Origin of the sequence: Marinobacter halodurans (assembly GCF_004327985.1) — a bacterium.
Taxonomy (GTDB): Bacteria; Pseudomonadota; Gammaproteobacteria; order Pseudomonadales; family Oleiphilaceae; genus Marinobacter_A; species Marinobacter_A halodurans.
The window spans coordinates 287169-308523 of the sequence record NZ_SJDL01000001.1 but is presented as its reverse complement, the minus strand read 5'-3'; the positions used below and the strand labels follow the sequence as shown (position 1 = coordinate 308523).

22 protein-coding genes and 2 pseudogenes are annotated in these 21355 nt (G+C 60.7%); 17 read left to right on the top strand and 7 right to left on the bottom strand.

Features of this window, described 5'->3' with window-relative positions:
- The 3 genes from EZI54_RS01405 to EZI54_RS01395 form a co-directional block, all read left to right on the top strand.
- On the top strand, window positions 1-618 hold a 618-nt coding region (locus EZI54_RS01405), incomplete at its 5' end, for a group II intron maturase-specific domain-containing protein (protein ID WP_278248690.1).
- Between the two features lie 93 nt (window positions 619-711).
- Window positions 712-1269 (top strand): peroxiredoxin, encoded by a 558-nt coding sequence (locus EZI54_RS01400; RefSeq protein ID WP_131478263.1) that lies wholly within the window; start codon window positions 712-714, stop codon window positions 1267-1269.
- A 125-nt stretch (window positions 1270-1394) separates the two neighbouring features.
- A complete protein-coding gene (locus EZI54_RS01395) occupies window positions 1395-2126 on the top strand; it encodes a hypothetical protein (RefSeq protein WP_131478261.1) in 732 nt (243 codons plus the stop codon).
- Between the two features lie 174 nt (window positions 2127-2300).
- Here the strand turns inward: EZI54_RS01395 and EZI54_RS01390 are convergent, their stop codons facing one another.
- Genes EZI54_RS01390 through EZI54_RS01380 form a run of 3 tightly spaced genes read right to left on the bottom strand, consistent with a single transcriptional unit; the run spans window position 2301 to window position 5247 of the window.
- Window positions 2301-3827: a tripartite tricarboxylate transporter permease gene (locus EZI54_RS01390; RefSeq protein WP_131478259.1), complete on the bottom strand. Its 1527-nt coding sequence runs from the start codon at window positions 3825-3827 to the stop codon at window positions 2301-2303.
- Window positions 3827-4273 (bottom strand): tripartite tricarboxylate transporter TctB family protein, encoded by a 447-nt coding sequence (locus tag EZI54_RS01385; protein WP_131478257.1) that lies wholly within the window; start codon window positions 4271-4273, stop codon window positions 3827-3829. The genes EZI54_RS01390 and EZI54_RS01385 overlap by 1 nt, the downstream gene beginning before the upstream one ends.
- Window positions 4270-5247 carry a Bug family tripartite tricarboxylate transporter substrate binding protein gene (locus EZI54_RS01380; protein ID WP_131478255.1) on the bottom strand — a complete coding sequence of 326 codons (978 nt, stop codon included), beginning with the start codon at window positions 5245-5247 and terminating at the stop codon, window positions 4270-4272. Before EZI54_RS01380 ends, EZI54_RS01385 begins: the two co-directional genes overlap by 4 nt.
- Window positions 5248-5527: 280 nt before the next feature.
- Between EZI54_RS01380 and EZI54_RS01375 the strand changes: the two genes are divergently transcribed.
- A complete protein-coding gene (locus tag EZI54_RS01375; RefSeq protein WP_131478253.1) occupies window positions 5528-7162 on the top strand; it encodes an ATP-binding protein in 1635 nt (544 codons plus the stop codon).
- The gene (locus tag EZI54_RS01370; RefSeq protein WP_131478251.1) at window positions 7159-7857 is read left to right on the top strand and encodes a response regulator; all 699 of its coding nucleotides are present in this window, start codon (window positions 7159-7161) and stop codon (window positions 7855-7857) included. The genes EZI54_RS01375 and EZI54_RS01370 overlap by 4 nt, the downstream gene beginning before the upstream one ends.
- 131 nt (window positions 7858-7988) lie before the next feature.
- On the opposite strand, the gene EZI54_RS01365 is transcribed toward EZI54_RS01370, so the two are convergent.
- On the bottom strand, window positions 7989-9434 hold the full coding sequence (locus tag EZI54_RS01365; protein WP_207389112.1) for a TrkH family potassium uptake protein: 1446 nt from the start codon (window positions 9432-9434) through the stop codon (window positions 7989-7991).
- Between the two features lie 114 nt (window positions 9435-9548).
- The gene (locus tag EZI54_RS01360) at window positions 9549-9896 is read right to left on the bottom strand and encodes a hypothetical protein (RefSeq protein WP_131478249.1); all 348 of its coding nucleotides are present in this window, start codon (window positions 9894-9896) and stop codon (window positions 9549-9551) included.
- A 189-nt stretch (window positions 9897-10085) separates the two neighbouring features.
- Between EZI54_RS01360 and EZI54_RS01355 the strand changes: the two genes are divergently transcribed.
- The 10 genes and pseudogenes from EZI54_RS01355 to EZI54_RS01310 all read left to right on the top strand — a co-directional run bounded on the left by EZI54_RS01355 (window position 10086) and on the right by EZI54_RS01310 (window position 17600).
- Complete coding sequence (locus EZI54_RS01355; protein WP_131478247.1) at window positions 10086-10742, top strand: potassium channel family protein; 657 nt, start codon at window positions 10086-10088, stop codon at window positions 10740-10742.
- A complete protein-coding gene (locus EZI54_RS01350) occupies window positions 10739-12106 on the top strand; it encodes a TrkH family potassium uptake protein (RefSeq protein WP_131478245.1) in 1368 nt (455 codons plus the stop codon). The genes EZI54_RS01355 and EZI54_RS01350 overlap by 4 nt, the downstream gene beginning before the upstream one ends.
- A gap of 91 nt (window positions 12107-12197) precedes the next feature.
- Window positions 12198-12314, top strand: coding sequence for a K(+)-transporting ATPase subunit F (kdpF, locus tag EZI54_RS25400; RefSeq protein WP_131478243.1), 117 nt, complete (start codon window positions 12198-12200; stop codon window positions 12312-12314).
- Between the two features lie 106 nt (window positions 12315-12420).
- Window positions 12421-12609, top strand: a pseudogene (locus EZI54_RS01340) (winged helix-turn-helix domain-containing protein); the annotation flags it as partial.
- A 165-nt stretch (window positions 12610-12774) separates the two neighbouring features.
- A pseudogene (locus EZI54_RS01335) lies at window positions 12775-13119 on the top strand (copper resistance protein B); the annotation flags it as partial.
- Between the two features lie 70 nt (window positions 13120-13189).
- Entirely contained in the window at window positions 13190-13951 is a 762-nt protein-coding gene (locus EZI54_RS01330) for a c-type cytochrome (RefSeq protein ID WP_165495647.1), read from the top strand.
- A gap of 373 nt (window positions 13952-14324) precedes the next feature.
- A complete protein-coding gene (locus EZI54_RS01325; RefSeq protein WP_242674307.1) occupies window positions 14325-14561 on the top strand; it encodes a hypothetical protein in 237 nt (78 codons plus the stop codon).
- Between the two features lie 3 nt (window positions 14562-14564).
- Window positions 14565-15023: an ATPase gene (locus tag EZI54_RS01320; RefSeq protein ID WP_131478235.1), complete on the top strand. Its 459-nt coding sequence runs from the start codon at window positions 14565-14567 to the stop codon at window positions 15021-15023.
- Window positions 15024-15072: 49 nt separating this feature from the next.
- Window positions 15073-17385, top strand: a complete 2313-nt coding sequence (locus EZI54_RS01315; RefSeq protein ID WP_207389111.1) for a copper-transporting P-type ATPase — start codon at window positions 15073-15075, stop codon at window positions 17383-17385.
- A 2-nt stretch (window positions 17386-17387) separates the two neighbouring features.
- Entirely contained in the window at window positions 17388-17600 is a 213-nt protein-coding gene (locus EZI54_RS01310) for a DUF2933 domain-containing protein (protein WP_131478233.1), read from the top strand.
- Between the two features lie 93 nt (window positions 17601-17693).
- On the opposite strand, the gene EZI54_RS01305 is transcribed toward EZI54_RS01310, so the two are convergent.
- Window positions 17694-17945, bottom strand: coding sequence for a YkoF family thiamine/hydroxymethylpyrimidine-binding protein (locus EZI54_RS01305; RefSeq protein WP_131478231.1), 252 nt, complete (start codon window positions 17943-17945; stop codon window positions 17694-17696).
- A gap of 142 nt (window positions 17946-18087) precedes the next feature.
- Here EZI54_RS01305 and EZI54_RS01300 point away from each other — a divergent pair, with 142 nt between their 5' ends.
- Entirely contained in the window at window positions 18088-18777 is a 690-nt protein-coding gene (locus EZI54_RS01300) for an MgtC/SapB family protein (protein ID WP_131478229.1), read from the top strand.
- A gap of 137 nt (window positions 18778-18914) precedes the next feature.
- Window positions 18915-20624: a DUF3592 domain-containing protein gene (locus EZI54_RS01295; RefSeq protein ID WP_131478227.1), complete on the top strand. Its 1710-nt coding sequence runs from the start codon at window positions 18915-18917 to the stop codon at window positions 20622-20624.
- 7 nt (window positions 20625-20631) lie between these two features.
- Here the strand turns inward: EZI54_RS01295 and thpR are convergent, their stop codons facing one another.
- On the bottom strand, window positions 20632-21207 hold the full coding sequence (gene thpR, locus EZI54_RS01290) for an RNA 2',3'-cyclic phosphodiesterase (protein WP_131478225.1): 576 nt from the start codon (window positions 21205-21207) through the stop codon (window positions 20632-20634).
- Window positions 21208-21355 lie beyond the last annotated feature (148 nt).

Sequence of the window (21355 nt, the reverse complement as noted above, 5' to 3'; positions counted from 1 at the left end):
CGGTTCTGCCGCTATGCGGACGACTGCAACATCTACGTCCGAAGCGAGCGAGCCGGCCATCGTGTGATGGCGAGTCTGACCCACTTCCTGAAAGCACGCCTGCGCCTGACGGTGAACGCGGCGAAGAGTGCCGTGGATCGCCCTTGGCGTCGCAGTTTTCTGGGCTACAGCGTGAGCTGGCATAAACAGGTACGGCTGCGGATCGCGCCGAAGAGTCTGAAGGCTTACATGGCCAAGCTGCGCCCGCTGCTTAAGCGGTCGCGGGGCCAGTCGCTGACAACCACAATCCGGAACCTGAATCCGGTGCTACGGGGGTGGGCGAATTATTATCGCCTGCCGGCCTCGAAGCGTTCGGTCATGGCTCTGGATGGCTGGATAAGGCGGCGACTTCGCCTGATTCTGTGGCAGCAATGGAAGCGAGCCCACACGCGGGCCCGCAACCTGATGCGGTTAGGTCTGAGCGAGCCTAGAGCTTGGACGAGTGCGACGAATGGGCGGGGGTCTTGGTGGAACAGCGGCGCGTCACATATGAACGCCGCACTGCCAAAGAAGGTGTTCGACCGCCTGTCTCTGGTCAGTTTGCTGGATACGATAAACCGGCTTCAGAGCCAATCATGAACCGCCGTGGTACGGAACCGTATGCCCGGTGGTGTGAGAGGACGGGGGAGGCAACTCCCCCTCCTACTCGATTATGCACAACAGGAGCGGGCGATGAGTACAAAAGACAACGCAGAAGAAACGCTGCCTGTGCCGCAGGATGACGGTGCCTGCGATCATCTCCGGGGCGGGGCGCTGCCATCGGTGGCCTTGCCGGGCGTCTCCGGAACGACGGTGGATCTGTCGGCCCAGACGGGGACCATCGTTGCCTATTTCTATCCGCGCATCGGTAACCCGACCCAGCCGGCTGCGCCGGGCTGGGCGGATATCCCAGGTGCCAAGGGTTGCACGCCCGAGGCCTGTGGTTTTCGTGACCACCTGACCGAAATGCATGCCCTGGGTGCGCGGGTGTTCGGCATCAGCGCGCAATCCCTGGAAGAACAGAAGGAAGCGACGGATCGACTCGGATTGGGTTTCGAGCTTCTCAGTGACAGCGACCTGCAACTGGCCCAGGCCCTTCGGTTGCCGACGTTCGAGTTCCAGGGCAGGACGCTGATCAAACGCCTGACCCTGGTCGTCGAGAAGGGCAGGATTACGAAAGTCTTCTATCCGGTCTTCCCGCCGGCGGATCACGCGGCCGAGGTGTGTGCCTGGCTGGAAGGAAACCGGTAAATGGCACTGATCACGTGGCGATACGTGTTATTTGTGTACGTATTTGCTAGTCTCCCGCTTCGCAACGATGTCGGCGGCGGCGATTGTTCGGCGCTTTTTTTAGTCAGGTAGTATAGGGAGTGGGGATGTCAGCCAGGATGATCGCGGTGGCCATGTTGCTGCCGGTGTGTGTTTTTGCGGGTGAGCAGGGAGGTGTGAAATCCGCCAACGGAGAGGCGGGCGCTGGCTATACCAATAGTCGGGACTCAGACCGGCTATTGGTCAATGGTGTGTATCGGTTGCCGTTGGTCGAGTATGTTGGCGCAAGCCTTTCCGCGCGCGCAAGCCGCACTGAAACGGATGTGGGCGACTTCGATATCGACACAACGAATGGAAGCGTCGGTGGTTCTCTCTTCGCGCGTGATTTCGAGCTTGGAAAGGTGGGCGTCAGTTACCACTGGACGCACGGTCACAGTGAACTGGATAACCCGCCGGCTTCACTTGCTAATCCAAATATGAGTTTCAAAGCCCATGACTATGGCGCATTCGCAAGCTACTACATCCATCGGATAACGTTTTCCGCCTCCCGAACGGTCAGTCATGTCGAGAGCCAGGGTACCGGCAATTACAACAGCTGGTCGCTGGGCGCGACAGGGTATCTGCCTTTTGATGCCTCACTGAGTCTCTCGGCCAGCGGGATGGATGCCAAGGACAACTACGGCTTCAACTTTGAGTATCAGCCGGAGTTCCTGGCACAGGCGGCGAGTGTCGAGCTGAGCTATTCGTCCAGACCGGACGATGACGTCTTTGGCGTCGCCTTCAACTACTTCTTCGGTAACGATGTGCCCCTGATTGTCCGGGATCGACAATACCGATAGGCACCTCAGCCCCGCGCTTGCGGGGCTTTTTGTCTCTGGCCTGGAACGGCCTGCCACCACCGACATTCCGGGATGACGACGTCTGGATTGCAATCGAAAAAAAAGGGGTGTCCGACAGGCAGGACACCCCAAAAGCACCGATGACAGATCATCAGTAGAGAGCACACCACAAGACTAATCGGACGTCGGGTTCTCCTTGATGGCTGCCCGCATACGCTTGCGCAGCAACGGACCGACGATATACGGCAGGATCAGGCCCAATCCGGCAACGATCCACAGGCCCAGCGCCAGCGGGCTGGCCCAGAGAATGCTCCAGTCGCCGTCGGAGATGACCAGGGCGTGGCCCAGGTTCTTCTCCATTTCCGGGCCCAGCAGCATCCCCAGGATGATCGGCACCAGGGGGATTTCCAGTTTGCGCAGGATGTAGCCGGCGACACCGAAGGCGATCATGAAGTACAGGTCGAACGTGCTGTGGCTGATGGAGTAGATGCCCACGAAAGCCACCATGGTCACCATCGGCAGCAGGTACATCGGCGGCACGGACAGCAGCTTGACGAAAAAGCCCACCATCGGAATGTTCAGCAGCAGCAGGATCACGTTGCCAATCAGCAGGGCGGCGATGACGCCCCAGACGATGTCGGCATTCTGCGTGAACATCAGCGGGCCGGGCGTGACGTTCAGCGAGATCAGCATGGCCAGCAGGACGGCGGTGGTGCCGCTGCCGGGTACGCCCAAGGTCAGCATGGGGACCAGGGCACCGGAGGACGCGCCGTTGTTACCGGCTTCCGGAGCGGCCACACCGCGCGGGTCACCTTCACCGAAATTGCCTTTCTTGCCCAGGTACTGCTTCTCCAGCGTATAGCTGATAAAGCTGCCCAGGGACGCCCCGGCGCCCGGCAGCACGCCGGCAATAAAGCCCAGTACACCGCCGCGGAACATGGTTGGCAGGGCGCTGATGATCTCTTTGGGGCGCAGCATCAGCTTGCCCACCTCGATCATCTTACGGCCGGCCCCGGCCCGTTCCTCGATAAAGAACAGCAACTCGGAGATGGCGAACAGACCGACAATCGCCAGGATGAAGTCGATACCCTCATACAGCTTGAGGATGCCAAAGGTATAGCGTTGGGTTCCTGTGGCGATGTCGATACCCACCGTGGAGATCATCAGGCCGATCACGGCGGCGATGACCGTCTTCATCGGATTTTTGCCGGTGATACCGCCCAGGGTGGCGAACGCCAGCATGAACAGGGCGAAGTATTCGGCCGGGCCGAAGGTCAGCGCGAATTTGGCCAGGGCAGGGGCCAGCAGGATCAGGCCGATGGTGCCGATCAGGCTGCCGGCGAACGATGCAATGGCGGACATGGCCAACGCTTCGGCGGCTTTGCCCTTCTGGGCCATGGGGTAGCCGTCCAGGCACGTCATCATGGCCGGTTCGTCGCCGGGAATATTGAGCAGGATGGACGAGATGCGGCCACCGTACATGGCGCCGGCGTAAACCGAGGTCAGCAGGATCATGGCCGTTTCCGGCGGCAGGCCCAGGGTAAAGGCCAGCGGAATCAGGATCGCCACCCCGTTGGCCGGGCCCAGGCCGGGCAGGGCGCCGATCAGGGTGCCGATGAAGGCGCCGAACAGCGCAAACATCAGGTTGGTCGGTGTCAGGGCGACGGCAAAGCCGTCCATCAGAAACTGAAGGGTTTCCATTATTCGAACTCCAGGAGTCCGGCCGGCAGACTCAGTTCCAGCCCGTAGTTAAACAGGAAGTAAACCACCACGGCAGCGGCCAGCCCGATCAGCACGGCCGGTACCGGCTTGGCCCCCATGCGCCAGCATAGTGCGCCGACGGCGAGGGTGGTGGAGATCACGAACCCCAGCGGCTCCAGCAGGAAGGCGTAGGCCACCAGGATCGCAATGGCCAGCAGGATCTCTGCGGCGGTGCGGCCCATCGGCCAGTGCGCGTCCGGGTCCGGTTTGACGATCAGGTAGACACTGGACAGCGCAAGCACGACCGACAGGAGTGTCGGGAACGTCTCCGGGCCGACTGTCTCGGCGCCGCCGAACGGCTCGGGCCACTGTTGGGCGGCCCAGCCGTAGGCGACTGCCAGGACAAAAAGCCCGAGACCGAGGATCCGGTCTCCGCGGGCTGTCATTTCAGCAATCCTATTTCACGGGAGAGTTCCGCGATGTCTTTCACCTGCTTGTGCACGAAGGCATCGAACTCACCGGCCGGCGGGTGGAACGGAATCAGGCCGTTCTGCTTCATGACCTTCTTCCACTCGTCGCTGGCATAGACGGTGTTGATGGCATCGGTCCAGTAGGCCTTGGCCTCGTCGGAAGCGCCTTTCGGCATGTAGAAGCCACGCCAGTTGGGGCCGACCGCGTCGATACCCTGTTCCTTGGCGGTGGGGATGTCGCCCAGGTCGCCCGGCAGACGCTGGTCTGCCAGCACCGCGAGAATGCGGATATCACCGGACTTCAGGAAGCCGGTGGCTTCGGAAATGTCGCCGGTAAAGGCGTCGACCTGGCCGCCGACCACCTGGGTCAGGGCTTCGCCGCCATTGTTATAGGACAGGTAGGGGATGGAGGGCAGCTTGTCCGCCCCGGCCGCCTTGGCAGTGATCAGGACTTTCAGGTGATCCCAGCCGCCGCGGGCACTGCCGCCGGCAAACTTCACCGAGCGCGGGTTATCTTTCACCGCGGCCATCAGTTGCTTCAGATCCTTGTACTTGGAGTCCTTGCCCACGGCGATGACGCCGTAGTCAGCACCCAGTGCACCCACCCAGGTCACCATGTCGGCGTTCATGCCGGGGAACTGCTTCTGGGCCAGGCGGGTTGTGGTGGCCGTGGAAGCGGCGACCAGCAACGTGTTGTCTTCGTTACGCTTACTGATGGTGTGGGCGAAAGCAACACCGCCACCGGCACCCGCCATGTTGGTGGTCTGGACCGTTCCGGGAACCAGTTTGAGGTCCTGGAGGACATTGCCCACGCTACGGCAGGTGAAATCCCAGCCGCCGCCCGGATCAGCGGGCGCGATACATTCGACTTTTCCGGTGGGTTCCCAGGCAAGGGCAGACAGACTGAACGTGGCCATGGCCACGAATGACAGGCATCGTTTGAATAGCATTTTGGTTACCTCTGTTTGTTGTTGTGGCCGTCCGGGAGAGCATCGGTGCAATGGCTCCCCACTGATTGCACTGGGCAATACTTGGATGACTCAGTAATCAGGGTAGGTACTGTCCGCAGTTTGCAAAAGTTTCTGAGCGTAATGCGTTTAAAATCATTAAAGGATATTTTGTTCATAAAGTTCACGGGCAAAACCGATCCACGTGACGTAACCTGAAACGCTCGGATAGGGTGAGTTTCCCCTGAATACCAACGACAAGAACCTGTACACGCCGTCCGACATGCCGTTTGCCTATCGCAAGCTCAAACTCAAGACCCGGATGATCCTTATCCTGGGGCTGGTCAGTGCCCTGCAGACCGGCCTGATCGGTGGTTTTGCCGGTTACTACCTGAGTGAATCCCTCTACGAACAGATCGGCCAGCGCGCCCTGATGGTGTCCAAGACCGTGGCGGCCATGCCGGCGGTGATCGAGGGGGTGAAGAAGCGGGACACCGAGACCCTGACGGCATTGAGCAAGCGCATCGCCGATACCAACCAGGCCCTGTTTATCGTGATCGGCGACAGCCACGCCATCCGCCTGGCCCACCCGGACCCGGACCGGATCGGCCACTCCATGGCCGACGATGACGGCGACCGCGGCACCCGGGCGCTCAAGTACGGCGAAGGCTATGTCGCCAAGGCCCACGGCAGCCTTGGCCTGTCGATGCGGGGCAAGGCGCCCATTATCGACATCAGCAATGGCGAGATCATCGGCATCGTGTCCGTCGGTTATTCGCTGGACCAGGTGTTCTCCACCATCCAGCGTTACAACATGGTGCTCTATCTGGTGATGGGCTTGATGCTGCTAGGCAGCGTGCTGGCGGCGATCGTGATTGCCGGGCGCTTCAAGAAAGCCATCTTCGGGCTGGAACCGGAGGAAATCGCCGCCCTGTTCCAGGAGCGGGATGCCACATTGCAGTCCGTCCGCGAGGGGATCATCGCCATCAATCGTGACGGGGTGATTACCACGTTCAACCGCACCGCCATCGAGACCCTGGGGTTGGGACCGGATACGCGTCTGGCCGGGCGTCCCATCGGCGATGTCCTTCCGGAAAACAACCTGATGTCGGTGCTGGAAACCGGTGAGCCGGCCTTCGACCGGGAAGTCTGGATGCAGGGCCGGCAGATGATCGTCAACCGCCTGCCGGTGAAGCAGGGCGACACCATCATTGGCGTGGTGGCCAGTTTCCGCCTGCGGGACGAACTGGACCAGGTCAGCCGGCAACTGACCCGCATCCAGCAATATGCCGACACGTTACGCAGCCAGACCCACGAGTATTCCAACAAACTGCACACCATTGCCGGGCTGATCCAGATCGGCGCCAACGAGCAGGCACTGGCCCTGATCGGCAGTGAAGTGAGCGACCATCAGGCACTGATCCATCTTCTGCTGGAGGCGGTTCCCGATCCCGTCCTGGCCGGGTGCCTGCTGGGCAAATACAATCGCGCCCGGGAGATGGGGCTGCAACTGGCGATCGACCCGGACAGCGAGATGGCCGACCTGCCGCCGCAACTGCCCCGGGATCAGCTGGTCAGCGTCCTGGGCAACCTGATCGACAATGCCCTCGAGGCGACGCGACAGCATCGTGGTGAAGGTGGCGTTGTTCACCTGAGCATGACCGACCTGGGGCATGACCTGATTTTCGAGGTGGAAGACCAGGGCCCGGGGATTCCCGAGGCCGAACGCGAGCGGATCTTCGAGCGGGGCGTCAGCAGCAAGACCGAAGGCGATCACGGCATTGGTCTGTATCTGGTGAAGCAGTTCGTGGATCGCTGGGGCGGCTCGGTGACGGTGGAACCCCTGCAGCCGAATGGCAGCCGGTTTACACTATATTTGACGAAAACGCCGGTTCAGACCGAAGGGGTCATGCAGTGAGAACCATTCGATTGATGATTGTGGAGGACGATCGCCAGATCGCCGAAATCCAGCGCCGCTTTATCGAACGTATCGACTTTGTCGAACTGACCGGCATTGCCCATACCCTGGCCGACGCCCGGGACCAGATCGATGTGCTGCAACCGGATCTGGTACTGTTGGACGTTTACTTCCCCGATGGCACCGGACTGGAGCTTTTAAGGGAGTTGCGGGCCGGCGACAGCCCGTCTGATGTCATTCTGATTACCGCCGCCCGGGAGGTGGACACCCTGCGCAGCGCGTTGCGCGGCGGCGTCTTCGATTACATCCTCAAGCCGCTGGTGTTCGAGCGCCTGCAGGCAGCCCTGCAGCGTTACCAGCAACACCTGAGCACACTCGACAGTCTCAACGATGTCGCCCAGAAAGAGGTGGACGCGCTCCTGCCGCGTCATCCGGCAGAGCCCGAGCCGGCCAATCCTTCCCGGTTACCCAAAGGCATCGATCCGCTGACGCTCGACAAGATCCGCGACGTGGTGCGTGCGCCCGGCGACTGGAGCGCCGAGGCGGTGGGACAGGAGATTGGCGCCTCCCGTACCACGGCCCGCCGCTACCTGGAGTACCTGGTCAGTGCCGAAGAACTGACGGCTGAGGTCAACTACGGTACGGTCGGTCGGCCGGAGCGGCGTTATCGTACCGCTTCGTCGTTCGATAAGTGATGTCGGTCCAGTACTCCGGCAAATTGCCGTTGGTCGCCATCGAACCGCTTCACTGATCCTTTGGGACCGCACTTTGCTCTCCGGGCCTTCAAGTGCTCAACAGGTTTGCGAAGGTGACCAGGCGGGACACTCTAGCGGCGCCAGAAATGCGGCGAGAACATGACAAACACGCTCAGCAGTTCCAGCCGCCCCAACAGCATGGCGGCCATCAGGACCCACTTTGCCGCATCCGGCAGCGTTTTGAAGTTACCCGCCGGCCCGATGATGGGGCCCAGGCCGGGGCCCACATTGGCCAGGGCCGTTGCGGTGCCGCTCAGGCTTGTGGTCAGGTCCAGCCCCATGGTGGCGAGAATGGCCGAGAAAACGGCGAAGGTGGCGAGGAAAATGAATGCAAAAGCGACGGACGACGACACGATTTCATCGCTGATGATGCGACCGTTGTAATGACGGGCAAAAATGGCACTGGGATGCAGCAGGCGAATGACCTGTTCTTTCAGCAACAGCATGGACAGCTGGAACCGGAAAATTTTCATGCCGCCGGCGGTTGAGCCCGAACACCCGCCAACAAATGTCAGGAAGAAGAAGATCACGACGACCAGGGGGCCCCAAAGCGTGTAATCCTGGGAGGCATAGCCCGTTGTTGTCACCACGGACGTGATATTGAAAAGCGCATGAATAAACGCGCTAAGGGGCGCTGCATCTTCCATGACAACGCGGTAGAGCGTAATGATCAGGGCGACGATCAACAGGAACTTCAGGAAAAAGCGTATCTGCTGGTCTCTGAGCAGTGGTTGATACTGGCCATGCAGCAGACGAACGAACAGGAAGAAAGGCATGGCGCCTATCGCCATGAAGAGCGTCGAGGCCAGCAGGATCGACAGCTGTGGGAATTGCCCCATGGAGCTGTCCGATGTGGAGTAGCCGCCTGTCGATACCGTGGTCATGGCATGATTGACCGCATTGAACAGATCCATGCCCAGGATCCAGTAAAGGGCAATACAGCCTGCCGTTATGGCAAGATAACTGATGACCAGTCCGCGTGCCAGCAGGTTGGTGCGGGGTACGGCCTTTTCCGTCCACTCCGAAGACTCCGTGGCGAACAACCGCATGCCGCCAATTCGGAGGAAAGGCAGGATGGCCACAGCCATGCCGATGATGCCGATCCCACCCATCCACTGCATGATGGAGCGCCACAGGAGAATGTCCGCGGCCAGGTGGTCCAGGCCCGTCAATATCGTAGAGCCCGTCGTTGTGACACCGGAAATGCTCTCGAAAAAGGCATCCGTGACGGAGAACTTCATATCGCTGAACAACAGGGGCAGCGAGGAAAAGCCCGGGAGGATGATCCAGGCGGAGACGGTGAGGATGAACATTTGCCTCTGGCGCAGGCTGTGGCGACGACGGCCGGCCGCCAGGAAGCAAATCAGCCCAACGGTGAATGAAATCGTGGCCGATTTAACGAACGCCAGCCAGTCGGGGTGATGCCCGAACATCAGCAGGTTGACCGGAAGTGTCATCAGGAAACTGAGAAGAATGAGCAGGAAACCAAGAATCTGAACCACGGGGAGCAAGCTCATAGGTTATACATCCATCCGATCACTGCTGTAGCGTACTCATCGCTTCGTTTGTGGGTATGGGCTGCATTCCATTCGTGCAGCCCGTGTTTTCAGGCCCCGCACCACGTGGCCGGGTCAGTTGCCATGGTTCTGTCTGAACACTCGGGCCAGCGCGAGGTCCGCTACGATGGCTGAGAACGTCAGATAAGTCGAGATGCCTGCTCTGCTGGGCTGCTCAATATTGTGATTGGCAAGGTATTCGCCAGGTATTGCGGCGACGGTCGCCAACCCGGCAAACAGGAATCCCCAGGTCATTCCGTATCGCCATGTCATGAAAATGATCGGCAGGAGATACGGCAGAATGAACGTTACCGGTCTGTACGACGAGTGGTTGACGACGGCCGGCAACGCAAGCCCGATCACGGACAGGCATGGGTGAATCGTGCGGGCGTTTCGGTGGGGGGTCAATGGGAATCGCGACATGTTTGTTTTCTGTGGCTACCAGCAGATCCTGTTTTTCCAGTGGAGTGGAGCGCCAAATGTCGATTTTTATGGAGTTTTTACGTTCTTGCCGCGTCATTGGGGTTACCTGTCCGGCGAGGCACGTTATAGTCGCCGTCGAGGCGGCCATTGCGGCTGCGAACGTTTATCCGGGAAACGGGCAGGGAAAGGATGATTGAACGGCAGCAGGTTATCGTGATCGGGCTTGGCGTGTTCGGTGCAACCATAGCGACGGAACTGACCCGTCTTGGCCACGACGTCCTGGGTATTGATATCAGCGACCAGAAGGTCGATCGGCTGGCTGAACAGATCACCCACGCGGTGATTGCCGATGTAACGGATGCGGCAACCCTGGAAGAGCTCAATGCCGGCGACTATGACATGGCGGTTGTTGCCATTGGCCGCAACGTGGAAGCGACGATCCTGGCGACCATGCAACTGCGCGAACTGGGCGTGGAGAAAGTCTGGGCCAAGGCGCTGACCAACCAGCACCACAATATCCTGACAAAACTCGGGGCAACCCGGGTTATTGGCCCCGAGTTCGAAATGGGGATGCGCGTTGCGCAGGAACTGAACTACCTCATGGTCAATAACTACATCAGCCTGGGGAACGACGAGTTCGTCGTTGAGGTGATCGTGTCCGAAAGGCTGTCCGGCACAACGATCGGAGAGCTGACGGAGAGTGCGGAGATCTCCATTCTCGTCGTAAAGCGAGACAGGGACATCAGCAAGGATCCCGGATCGTCCTATCCACTCCGGACGGGCGATCAGCTTGTCATGAGTGGCGCGCTCTCTGAACTTCGCAAGCTGGCCAACCATATCCTATGACGAACTGGCTGCCATCCTATCTGCCCCGGCATCCAAAATCGGAGCGGACGGGGCCACACCGGATCAACCCGCCGCGCCTGCTGCTGGAAAGCTTTCTGACCCTGATTGTCCTGGGCGCCCTGCTTCTCAAACTGCCGATGGCGACCCAGGCGCCCATTTCCTGGCTCGATGCGGCGTTTACGGCCACCTCGGCGATGACCGTTACCGGTCTGGTTGTCGTGGATACGGGGACTCAGTTCACGCTGTTCGGCCAGTTGGTCATCCTCGTGCTGATCCAGCTCGGTGGCCTGGGCCTGATGACCTTTGCCGTCCTGACGGCGGCGGCGCTGGGCTTCAAGTTGGGCCTGAAACACCAGATTGTGGCGCAGGAAGCCTTCAACGAAATTTCCTTCGAGACGACGCGCCGCGCCGCAACGACGATCGCCGTTTTCGCGCTGGGTGTGGAAGCCGTTGGCGTCATTGTGCTGTCGAGCTTTTTCGTGCCGGAAATGGGCTGGTCTGAAGGCGGTTATCACGCCCTGTTCTATACCATATCGGCCTTCAATAACGCCGGCTTTGCGCTTTCGGCCGACAGCCTCAGCCAGTACGTGTCGGATCCGGGCGTGTCGCTGACCGTCACCGGACTGTTCATCGTCGGTGGGCTGGGCTATATCGTCATGCGCGAGATCTTTGAGAAACGCCGTCTCTCGGCGCTTTCGGCCTATGCCAAGATTATTCTGCTGACCACGCTGGTGCTTAACGTCACGGCGACATTGCTTTTCCTGGTTCTGGAATACAGCAATCCGCAGACACTGGGGGCCCTGCATGGTTTCGCGGACAAGCTGCTCGCCGCATGGTTCCAGGGAACCACACCCCGCACTGCGGGATTCAATACGCTGGATGTGGCCAGCTTCACCTCGGCAACCAGCGTCATGATGCTACTGCTGATGTTTATTGGCGGTGCACCGAATTCCACCGCCAGCGGCATCAAGTTGTCGACTTTCGTCATCCTGATTGCCGCTACCCGATCCTTTCTGCGTGGGAATATCAACGTCACCCTGTTTCGGCGCTCGTTAACCCGCGAGACCGTCGTCAAGGCACTTGCGATTACGACCATCGCGATGGCAACGATCTTCGTTGGCGTGTTCCTGCTGAGTGCCACGACGAATACCGACTTTCTCGATATTGCCTTCGAAGTGGTTTCCGCCTTCGGCACCGTCGGCCTGTCCCGTGGAGCGACGGGTGAACTGGATGCCGTCGGTAAGCTGACGATCATGTCCATCATGCTGATCGGCCGGGTTGGGCCATTGACGCTGGGTTACATCCTGGCGATCCGCCGAAAATCCCGCTTGCGCTACGCCACCGCCGAATTCCCGGTGGGCTGATACACGGCGGTCTTGCGAGCACCGCCGTTTTTGATGATCTTTTTACGCCGCACACGTTTTCTCCCATCGAATTTTTACGCCACTCCTTCGCATGATGAGTAGACCACTCATCGAAGGAGCGACGTCCATGTCCATCTTCCTGCTTGTCTTGTCACTGGCTGTCGGGGCCTATCTGGTCGCGGCCCTGCTTTGGCCGGAGAGGTTCTGATTATGGCTTTTGTTGGAATTGGCATCATCGTTGGGCTGTTTGCCCTCTGTTTCCTGTTCATTGATCTGGAGCGGCGTCTATGAACGAAGTCATCCTGATCTATGCCGTCACCCAGGTCCAGTTGCTCAAGGCGATCTGGGGACCCACGCACACCCACGATACTCACTACCTGCGCATTGTCGTCGGGCGTTTGAGGCAGAAGCTGGGCTCCGATCCCACGGAGCAGCGTTATATCGAAACCGAGCCGGGCGTGGGGTACCGCTTTGTAGGCGATACTGAGGGACCGCAGTGTTAATGTGGGGGCACGGCAGTGATATCTGAGGCGTCGTTGGGCGTCATGCCCGGAGTTCGCAGTAGGACGGTCACAACCAACCCGCCCCGGGCACCGTTCCCGAACCGGATGCCGCCGCTGTAGCGGCCGATCAGATCCCGCACGATGGCCAGCCCCAGACCGTGCCCCGCACCATACTGGTTTGAGGTGGATGCCGATGTTTATGTGAGTGATCTGGGGGATGCATCGACCGGGTTCGATACGGAATACGAGTTGTTACTCAATCGTAATCTCATCCTGACGCTCAGTCTGGACGCCACGGTGGCTTTCAGTGAAGATCGCGAGATTGGTGTGGGCGCGGGACTGAACAGCACTGAGCTCGGCGCGCGTCTGAGCTACAACGTGGTCGATCGCCTCTTTTCGCCCTATATCGGTGTTGTGAACGAGCGCCTGTACGGTGATACCGGGGATCTGGCGGGGGACAGTCCTGCGGACACTTGGTTTGTCGTCATCGGTACACGGCTGGTCTTCTGACCGGCCGCCGCATGTGAACGTGATGGCTCCCGGCACATAAAACCACTCCAGAAAAATGAATGGAGGATTTATGCGAATTTTTTACGGCGCCCTCGTGGTGCTGGTGGCGTTGTCACTCAGTGGCTTCGCCTTTATTTACAGCGGCGTCTACAACGTGACGGCGACTGAAGAGCACAGCGATCTCAGCAGGTGGGCTCTGCACACCACGATGGAGAACTCGGTACAGGCGCGGGCGGAGGACATCAGCGTGCCTGGGAATTTCGCCAGCGAGGAGATGATTCGCCAAGGCGCAAAAGCCTACGACCAGCTCTGCGCCGCCTGCCACCTGAAGCCTGGCAAGCAGACCTCGCTCCTGAGGCAGGGGCTTAACCCGACACCGCCGTCACTCCTTGAGGAGGGGCATTTCGGGCCCGAGGAGCAGTTCTGGGTTATCAAGAACGGTATCAAAATGACGGGCATGCCGGCCTGGGGGAATACCCACGATGACAAAGACCTGTGGGAGCTGACCGCTTTTGTTCAGGAACTTCCGGGCATGAACCAGGCGCAGTACCAGCGCCTGGTTCATGAGTCGGCGACCGGCGCTGACGACGGGCACGATCATGAGCACGGCAACATGACCGGCATGATGGGTCATGAGTCTTCTTATCACGGCGAACCGGGGCATCATGACAACAACACCGTCGTCGCCGAATCGTCCCATCACGACGGGATGGCGGATCATCACCTGCACGAGTCCGATCACCACGACGTCGAACCCGACCATCACCAGGACACGGAAGAACCGGCCGCCCAGAGCAGCGACGATCACTACGCGGACGGTCATACCCACTGAAGGATACCCGGCCGGACTTCGGCCGTAGGTCAGCCTTAGCCAACGTTGAAACGCCGGGCGGAACAATCGTCCGGCTTTTTTAGGCCTGCAACATCCGGACGCTGGAGGCCGTTGCGTGCCTGCGCCGATCCGGTCCTTTCACGGTAGGGACCATTCTCATCCAGAGTTGATAAATATCAACACTTCCTGCCGTTTCTTCTGATTTATTCAGTTTATGTTCAGTGTGTCCTGTTCAGATCGATTGAGATGCCGGTGATCCCTGAGCGACGAATCGTGGGGTTGTCGATGTAACGGGAAACCGCCATGGAAAGCCGGAGCGACCGCGCCACGTTCCATCTGTCCATCACCGGTCTCACCAATAGGGATCCAGACCATGAATGACGATTTCGGTTTTCAGCACATGAATGGCTACTTCGGCTTCGGGCACGGTATCGGCATGCTGGTGTTTGCGGCCCTGCTGGTATTTCCCGTCTGGCGCATCTGCCAGCGGGCGGGCTTTTCCGGCTGGCTGAGCCTTTTGGTGCTGGTCCCGCTGCTGAACATCGGCCTGCTGTATTTCCTGGCCTTTGCGCGATGGCCCTCTCAACCGGACAACGGTCCCAAGGAGTAAGTCATGGATATTCGGACGTTTGGAGACCTGATCGACTGGACCCGCCAACTCCATGGTCACCTGGCGGCCTGTCTCAGGCATTGTCGTGACTCGCAGCAGGAAGAGCGCGTCCGCTACCTGATGGATTACCTCGCTGACCATGAAGCGAAGCTGGAAGCGACGGTGGCGGAGTTCGAGAAACAGGCTCCGGCCCGGGCGCTTAAGACCTATGTGTATGACTTCCTCAAGCACCAGCCGATCAAGGCGCACGACGACTGCAACAAGCCGTTTGCCGAGCTTGATTATGCGGCGGTCTGCCGTCTGGTGTTCGACTATCATGATCAGGTGATGGCGTTGTACAACGAGTTGATGGGGCGCGCCGAAATTCCCGAAACCCAGGAACTCGTCGGCTCCCTGCTGGAGATGGAAGAGCATGAAGCGATGCGCCTGGCGCGGCAGACGGAGCGTATGGATGACCTTTGACGTCCGACCGTCAATGGTAATGCGGTCCACTTGGTTCAAGGAATGATCGATGCACACATCCCATCAGCACGCCGGCCATGATCACGGTGCCCACGGGGCCGAACATCACCACCCGGAGAACGGGGCGGCCAAAGGGGCCACCTATACCTGTCCGATGCACCCTGAAGTAGTGTCCGAGGAGCCGGGCGATTGTCCGAAATGCGGCATGGCCCTGGAGCCCACGTCACCGGCGGCGCCCCAGACCCGCGCCGAGTGGACGTGCCCCATGCACCCGGAGATCGTGCGCGACGAACCGGGAGAGTGTCCGATCTGCGGCATGGCCCTGGAACCCAAGCAGGTGTCCGCCGAAGACGAGGCAAACCCTGAACTGGAGGACATGACCCGGCGCTTCAAGGTATCGGTCGTGCTGGCCCCCATCGTCATGGTGCTGGCCATGGGGCACCTGATTCCCGGCTTTGATATGGATGCGCTGATTCCCCACGGGGTGCGGGTCTGGCTGGAGATGGCGCTGTCCACACCGGTCGTGCTGTGGTGTGGCTGGCCGTTCTTCGTGCGGGCCTGGCGGTCCCTGAAGGGCTGGAATCCGAACATGTTCACGCTGATCGGGCTGGGGGTCGGCGTTGCCTATCTCTACAGCCTGGTCGCTACGCTGCTGCCGGGCATCTTCCCGCCCTCGTTCCGCGACGCCAATGGGCAGGTCGCCGTCTATTACGAGGCGGCCGCCGTAATCGTCGCGCTGGTGCTGCTGGGCCAGGTCATGGAATTGCGGGCACGCAGTTCCACCAACGCGGCGATCAAGGCCCTGTTGGGGCTGGCGCCCAAGACTGCCCGGCGCATTGACGACAACGGCGACGAGGCCGACGTGCCCCTGGACCAGGTGCAGGTCGGCGACCATCTACGGGTCCGACCGGGCGAGAAAGTGCCGGTGGACGGTACGGTACTGGAAGGCAGTTCGTCGGTGGATGAGTCCATGATTTCGGGCGAGCCGGTTCCGGTGGAGAAATCCGCCGGCAGTGATGTGATCGGAGCCACCATCAACGGGACCGGTTCGCTGGTGATCGAGGCCAAACGCGTGGGGCAGGAGACGCTGCTGTCGCAGATCGTGCAGATGGTGGCCGAAGCCAGTCGCAGCCGTGCGCCGATCCAGAATCTCGTCGACGTGGTGGCGGCCTATTTCGTGCCGTCCGTCGTCCTGGCCGCCGTGGTGACGTTTATCGTCTGGGGCGTCTGGGGACCGGAACCCGCCATGGCGTACGCGCTGATCAACGCGGTGGCTGTCCTGATCATCGCCTGCCCCTGTGCCCTGGGACTGGCCACCCCGATGTCGATCATGGTGGCCAGTGGCAAGGGGGCATCGGTCGGCGTCCTGTTCAAGAACGCTGAATCGATCCAGACCCTGCGCGATGTGGACACCCTGATTGTCGACAAGACCGGCACACTCACCGAGGGCCGCCCGCGCCTGCAGGACGTGGTGGCGCTGGAGGGCTTTAACGAGGACGACATTCTCCAGGCGGCGGCGACGCTGGAGCGTGGCAGTGAACACCCCCTGGCCGAAGCCATCGTGGATGGGGCCGAGTCGCGCGGCGTCACACTCACCACGTACAGCGGGTTCGAGTCCATCACCGGCAAGGGGGTGAAGGGGCAGGTTAACGGGCAGGACGTGGCGCTGGGCAATCGGGCCTTGATGGAGCAATTGGGGATCGTGAGCGACGACCTGGCCGAGCGGGCGGAATCCCTGCGTGCCGAGGGCAAGACCGCGATGTTTGTCGCCGTCGGCGGGCGCCCGGCCGGTCTGGTGGCGGTGGCGGATCCCATCAAGGAGACCACTCCGGAGGCCATCAAGAGCTTGCACAGGGAAGGTATTCGCATCGTCATGTTGACCGGGGACAGCGCCACGACCGCGAAGGCCGTCGCGGGCAAACTCGGGATCGACGACGTCATGGCGGAGGTCCTGCCGGAGCAGAAGGCGGAGAAGGTCAAGTCGCTGCAGGCGGAAGGGCGCTTTGTTGCGATGGCGGGTGACGGCATCAACGACGCCCCCGCGCTGGCCCAGGCCCAGGTGGGGATTGCCATGGGCACCGGCGCCGACGTGGCCATGGAGAGTGCCGGTATCACCCTGGTCAAGGGCGACCTGCTGGGGATCGTGCGTGCCCGGCACCTGAGCCGGATGACCATGAACAACATCAAGCAGAACCTGTTCTTCGCCTTTATCTATAACGGCATTGGCGTACCGGTCGCGGCGGGTATTCTCTATCCGGTCTTTGGGGTGCTTCTGTCTCCCATGATCGCGGCAGCCGCCATGTCGTTCAGTTCGGTGTCGGTAGTCGGTAACGCGCTGCGGCTGCGGCGAGCGAGGATATAGCCATGAATACCCACAGACTGGCGCTTTTCCGTTTCTGGATCCCGCTGCTGTTGATGCTGGCGGTGGTCCTGTTTCTGCTCTGGGATGAGCATAAAGCCCATATTATCGGGGTGCTGCCCTGGCTCGTGATTGCCGCCTGCCCGTTGATGCATCTGTTCATGCACCGGAAGCACCGTCATTCTGGCGGGCGAAATGATCGAAACCCCGAACGTTGACCCTGTCCAGTGCGGTGCACGGAGGGGCCGCGTCGGGACCAGCGCCCGGCTTGGACCTGTCTGCGGCTCCGTACTGCGGTATCAGGACCGGCATCAGCCCTTCGGCCGCCGGTCACCTTCCAGGAAGTTGGCCGTAAACACCGCTTTGCCGTGGGTCTCGAAGGACCACTTCATGGTCTCGGCCAGGACCTTCATGACTTGGTCGAAGTCACCGAACACCTGGGTGCTCATGCGGTTCGGATGCACCTCCAGGCCACTGTTCCTGAGGCGCTGGATAACCTCCCTGATGCTGGATTTGTAGTCGTCCTGTAGCGGGTAGTGGCTGATCTGGACCGAGAGGTACATGGCATTCTCCTTTTCGACGGGATAAAAGTGGATATGGGATCAGCCTACGTCCGACGGCAGGCCGCTGGCCAGTGGATCAACCTGATCCAGCGGGGCTCTGCTAAGCTAAACAGACAGGCGTGGCAGCAACGGAGGCATCCATTTGAGCAGCGATTATCATGAAATCGCGCTTCGCCTGCTGGCGGCGCTGGTCGCCGGCGCGGTGATTGGCTATGAGCGGTCGTATCACGGCCGGCCCGCCGGTTTCCGCACGCACACGCTGGTCAGTCTGGCCTCCTGCCTGTTGATGCTGGTGACCGTTTACGAGGCCCACTGGGTGCCGGAAACGATGGATGGCATCCGGATCGATCCCACTCGTATGGCGCAGGGCATCATGACCGGTATCGGTTTTCTCGGGGCCGGCGTGATCGTCAAGGAAGGACTGTCCGTGCGGGGGCTGACCACGGCAGCCTCCATCTGGATCACGTCGGCCATCGGTATCCTGGCCGGTGTCGGCTTCTATTACCCGTTGGTGCTGTCACTGCTGCTGGCGGTGACGGTGCTCTCCCTGTTCCGCTGGGTCGAATCGCGGGTGCCGACCCAGGCGTTCTATCACTTCGATGTGCAGTTTTCCCCGGCGTCCGAGCTGAATGATGTCGTCATGCGGGATCTTATTGAAAGCCACGGGTTCTCCATCGCCAACCTGAGCTACCGTGTTTACGCCGAGAAACGGGTTCGTCGGCACAAGATGGTGCTGAGCTCGATTGATGAGTCCAGTGCGTCCCGTCTGGCCACAACGCTGGAAGAGAACGAGTCGGTGCTGGAGTTCCGGATCGCGCCGATGAGTGGGTGAGTCGGGTATCCGGTCCGGCGTTCGTCCGGACCACGGACGGAACCGTTTCGTTCATTTCTGCACATACATTTTTCAACAGTATCGCTTGTGGCATCACGCTAGACTCCGTCTGGGCATCATCATGGAGCGTGAGCAGAATGGATGTGAGTCAGGGCGGATCGACCGCAAGGCATGAAAGGAGCGCCAATAAAGCGCGCTGGGGCGTCAACCTCTTTGGTCTGGTCTTCCTCGTGGCCGGCCTGGGTGTGCTGGTCTTCAGTCCGCTGGCGACGCTCTACGAGCATGTCGGCAGTGCCGGCTGGGTACGGGTCCAGGCGACGCTGAACCAGATCGAGCTGCACAGCCATCGTGGGGATGACAGCACCACCTGGTCGGTCGACGCCACCTACACCTATCGAATCGGCGGGCACACCTATACCGGCCACCGGGTGGGCTACGATATCGGCAGCGACAATATCGGTGACTATCAGCGCCAACTGGTCAGCCGCATGCGGCGTATCAGCGCCCAGGGGCCGGTGGCCATCTGGGTGAATCCCGACGATCCCGCCGAAAGCTATCTGGTGCGCGAACTGCGCTGGAAGAAGCTGCTGTTCGGCGGCCTGTTCGGGGTGGTCTTCGCGGTGGCCGGCGTCGCGGTCCTGCTGCTGGGTCGCCGTCGACGCCGCCTGGCCGCGGACCCGACGGAAATCTTCTCCTCCCAGCGCTACGGTCACTGGGTTTTCGGGTTCATGGCCTTTATGTTCCTCGCCATCAGCCTGCCGGGCGTGCTGGCGGTTCCGGACGAGTTCGCCGATGGCAACTGGCTGGTCCTGCTGGTGCTGCTGTTTCCGCTTGCCGGACTCTGGCTGGCCAGACTGGCCTGGGTCAGCCGGCGCAACTGGCGCTACTACGGTCCGATGCCCCTGCGGCCGGATCCGGCGCCGGGGCAGGTGGGCGGTGACGTCGGTGGACAGATCCGGCTGTCCCGCCCGGAGATCGACGCACCTTGGCAGGTGACCCTGCAATGCGTCCGGGTCAGCATCCGTTCCGGCAAGAACAGCAGTCGCAGTGAACGCATTATCTGGCAGGACCGTCAGGTGCCCTATGTGCATACCGAGGGCCCGGGCGCGGTGGTGGCCTTCCGTTTCACGCCGCCAGCAGAACTGCCGCCGTCGGACGACAGCGGGCGGGAACAGGTGCTCTGGCGGCTGGTCCTGGATGGGCCGCGGGAGCCGGTGGCCCTGGAGCGTACCTACGAACTGCCGGTGGAACCCGGTACCCGATCTTCCGCGGTGACGCTGCCCCGCGAGCATGTCGAGCGTACTGAACGCAAGGCCCAGGTGGCCGCAACCTCCGCGGCTGCCGAGCAGATCGACGTGGAACCCTGGATGGACGGCTGGCGGATCCACAGTCGCGCCGGCCGCAACCTGGGTTTCACACTGGCGGTCCTGATTGGCGGGCTGTTCTTTGCCGGTGCCGCCGTTGGGCTGGGCATCGCCGCAGCGTCCGAAGGCTTCATGCTCTATATGATGGCTGCCTTCTTCGGGCTGTTTGGTTTTCCGATGGTGTTGGGAGGACTGTTCATGCTAGGGCGCTCGCTGGACGTTCGCATTCGCCAGCAGCAGGTCCGGTCTGTCCGCGCATGGTGCGGCATGGCACTGTGGCGCCGGCAGGGTACTCTGACACGGGCCGGGCAACTGGTGCTGACGTCAGCGGGCTCCGCCAACAAGGGGCACCGCATGACCGAGTACTTTCACCTGGAAATGAATGCAGCCGGCAAGCGGATCCGCATTGCCGAGGGCCTGGCGGGTAGGGAGGTGGCGGAGGCCTTGCGGGATAACCTGGTACGCCTGCTGCGCCTGCCGTAAGGGTCTCTCAGTCGGCGGGAAATCGGCCGATCACCTGGTAGTGGGAACCCTCCGGGCGCTGGGTGCTGCTGAACAGACTGACGTGGTGGACGCCGAAAGGTGGAAGCGCCAGGTGGCCATAATGCTCGAGGAAGCGATTCAGGCTCTGGGCGGGCTCGCGTTTGTCCTGGCGGGCCGCATATTGGCGGGTACGGCGACCGCGGAAACGGGCCAGGGTAACATGCGGGTGAAAACCGCGTTCCTGGCTGGCCACGTTGAAACCACTCAGCCGTTCATGGATCCCTTCATGCAGGGCGATCAACGGCTCTCTCTCGATTACGCCAGCCCAGAGATTCTTCGGGTATTGGGGGGAGCCGAAAAGACCCACTCCGGACACGGTGAGCTTGAACGGCTCAAGCCGCAGTCCGTAAAGGGCATCGTAGACCAACGGCAGACAATCGTCGTCGACGTTCCCGATAAAACTCAGCGTCAGGTGGATCTGTTCGGCAGTCTGCCAGCGCGCGCCCTTCAGTTCACTCCTGAGTGCGGTCAACGCCTGCCGGATGTCGTCAGGTAACTCAAGGCCAACGAAAAGGCGGAGCATAGGGTTCTCCTCGTTTTATTTTTCATTCTAGTCGTAATTGTCTGTTTTTGACGGGCGCTCATGATCTGTGTTGTCGCGGTATTTCTCCTATTAAATTTGGGTAATTTAAATACTTGATTAATAAACCGTATTCCCACTTTAACCCGCA

Excerpts from the sequence above, each read along its gene's own strand:
- EZI54_RS01355 (WP_131478247.1), top strand. The coding sequence starts at position 10,086 with ATGATTGAACGGCAGCAGGTTATCGTGATCGGGCTTGGCGTGTTCGGT.
- EZI54_RS01380 (WP_131478255.1), bottom strand. The coding sequence starts at position 5,247 with ATGCTATTCAAACGATGCCTGTCATTCGTGGCCATGGCCACGTTCAGT.
- EZI54_RS01365 (WP_207389112.1), bottom strand. The coding sequence starts at position 9,434 with ATGAGCTTGCTCCCCGTGGTTCAGATTCTTGGTTTCCTGCTCATTCTT.
- EZI54_RS01330 (WP_165495647.1), top strand. The coding sequence starts at position 13,190 with ATGCGAATTTTTTACGGCGCCCTCGTGGTGCTGGTGGCGTTGTCACTC.
- EZI54_RS01295 (WP_131478227.1), top strand. The coding sequence starts at position 18,915 with ATGGATGTGAGTCAGGGCGGATCGACCGCAAGGCATGAAAGGAGCGCC.
- EZI54_RS01360 (WP_131478249.1), bottom strand. The coding sequence starts at position 9,896 with ATGTCGCGATTCCCATTGACCCCCCACCGAAACGCCCGCACGATTCAC.
- EZI54_RS01320 (WP_131478235.1), top strand. The coding sequence starts at position 14,565 with ATGGATATTCGGACGTTTGGAGACCTGATCGACTGGACCCGCCAACTC.
- EZI54_RS01395 (WP_131478261.1), top strand. The coding sequence starts at position 1,395 with ATGTCAGCCAGGATGATCGCGGTGGCCATGTTGCTGCCGGTGTGTGTT.
- EZI54_RS01350 (WP_131478245.1), top strand. The coding sequence starts at position 10,739 with ATGACGAACTGGCTGCCATCCTATCTGCCCCGGCATCCAAAATCGGAG.
- EZI54_RS01385 (WP_131478257.1), bottom strand. The coding sequence starts at position 4,273 with ATGACAGCCCGCGGAGACCGGATCCTCGGTCTCGGGCTTTTTGTCCTG.
- EZI54_RS01375 (WP_131478253.1), top strand. The coding sequence starts at position 5,528 with ATGCCGTTTGCCTATCGCAAGCTCAAACTCAAGACCCGGATGATCCTT.
- EZI54_RS01390 (WP_131478259.1), bottom strand. The coding sequence starts at position 3,827 with ATGGAAACCCTTCAGTTTCTGATGGACGGCTTTGCCGTCGCCCTGACA.
- EZI54_RS01325 (WP_242674307.1), top strand. The coding sequence starts at position 14,325 with ATGAATGACGATTTCGGTTTTCAGCACATGAATGGCTACTTCGGCTTC.
- EZI54_RS01400 (WP_131478263.1), top strand. The coding sequence starts at position 712 with ATGAGTACAAAAGACAACGCAGAAGAAACGCTGCCTGTGCCGCAGGAT.
- EZI54_RS01315 (WP_207389111.1), top strand. The coding sequence starts at position 15,073 with ATGCACACATCCCATCAGCACGCCGGCCATGATCACGGTGCCCACGGG.
- kdpF (WP_131478243.1), top strand. The coding sequence starts at position 12,198 with ATGATGAGTAGACCACTCATCGAAGGAGCGACGTCCATGTCCATCTTC.
- EZI54_RS01310 (WP_131478233.1), top strand. The coding sequence starts at position 17,388 with ATGAATACCCACAGACTGGCGCTTTTCCGTTTCTGGATCCCGCTGCTG.
- EZI54_RS01305 (WP_131478231.1), bottom strand. The coding sequence starts at position 17,945 with ATGTACCTCTCGGTCCAGATCAGCCACTACCCGCTACAGGACGACTAC.
- thpR (WP_131478225.1), bottom strand. The coding sequence starts at position 21,207 with ATGCTCCGCCTTTTCGTTGGCCTTGAGTTACCTGACGACATCCGGCAG.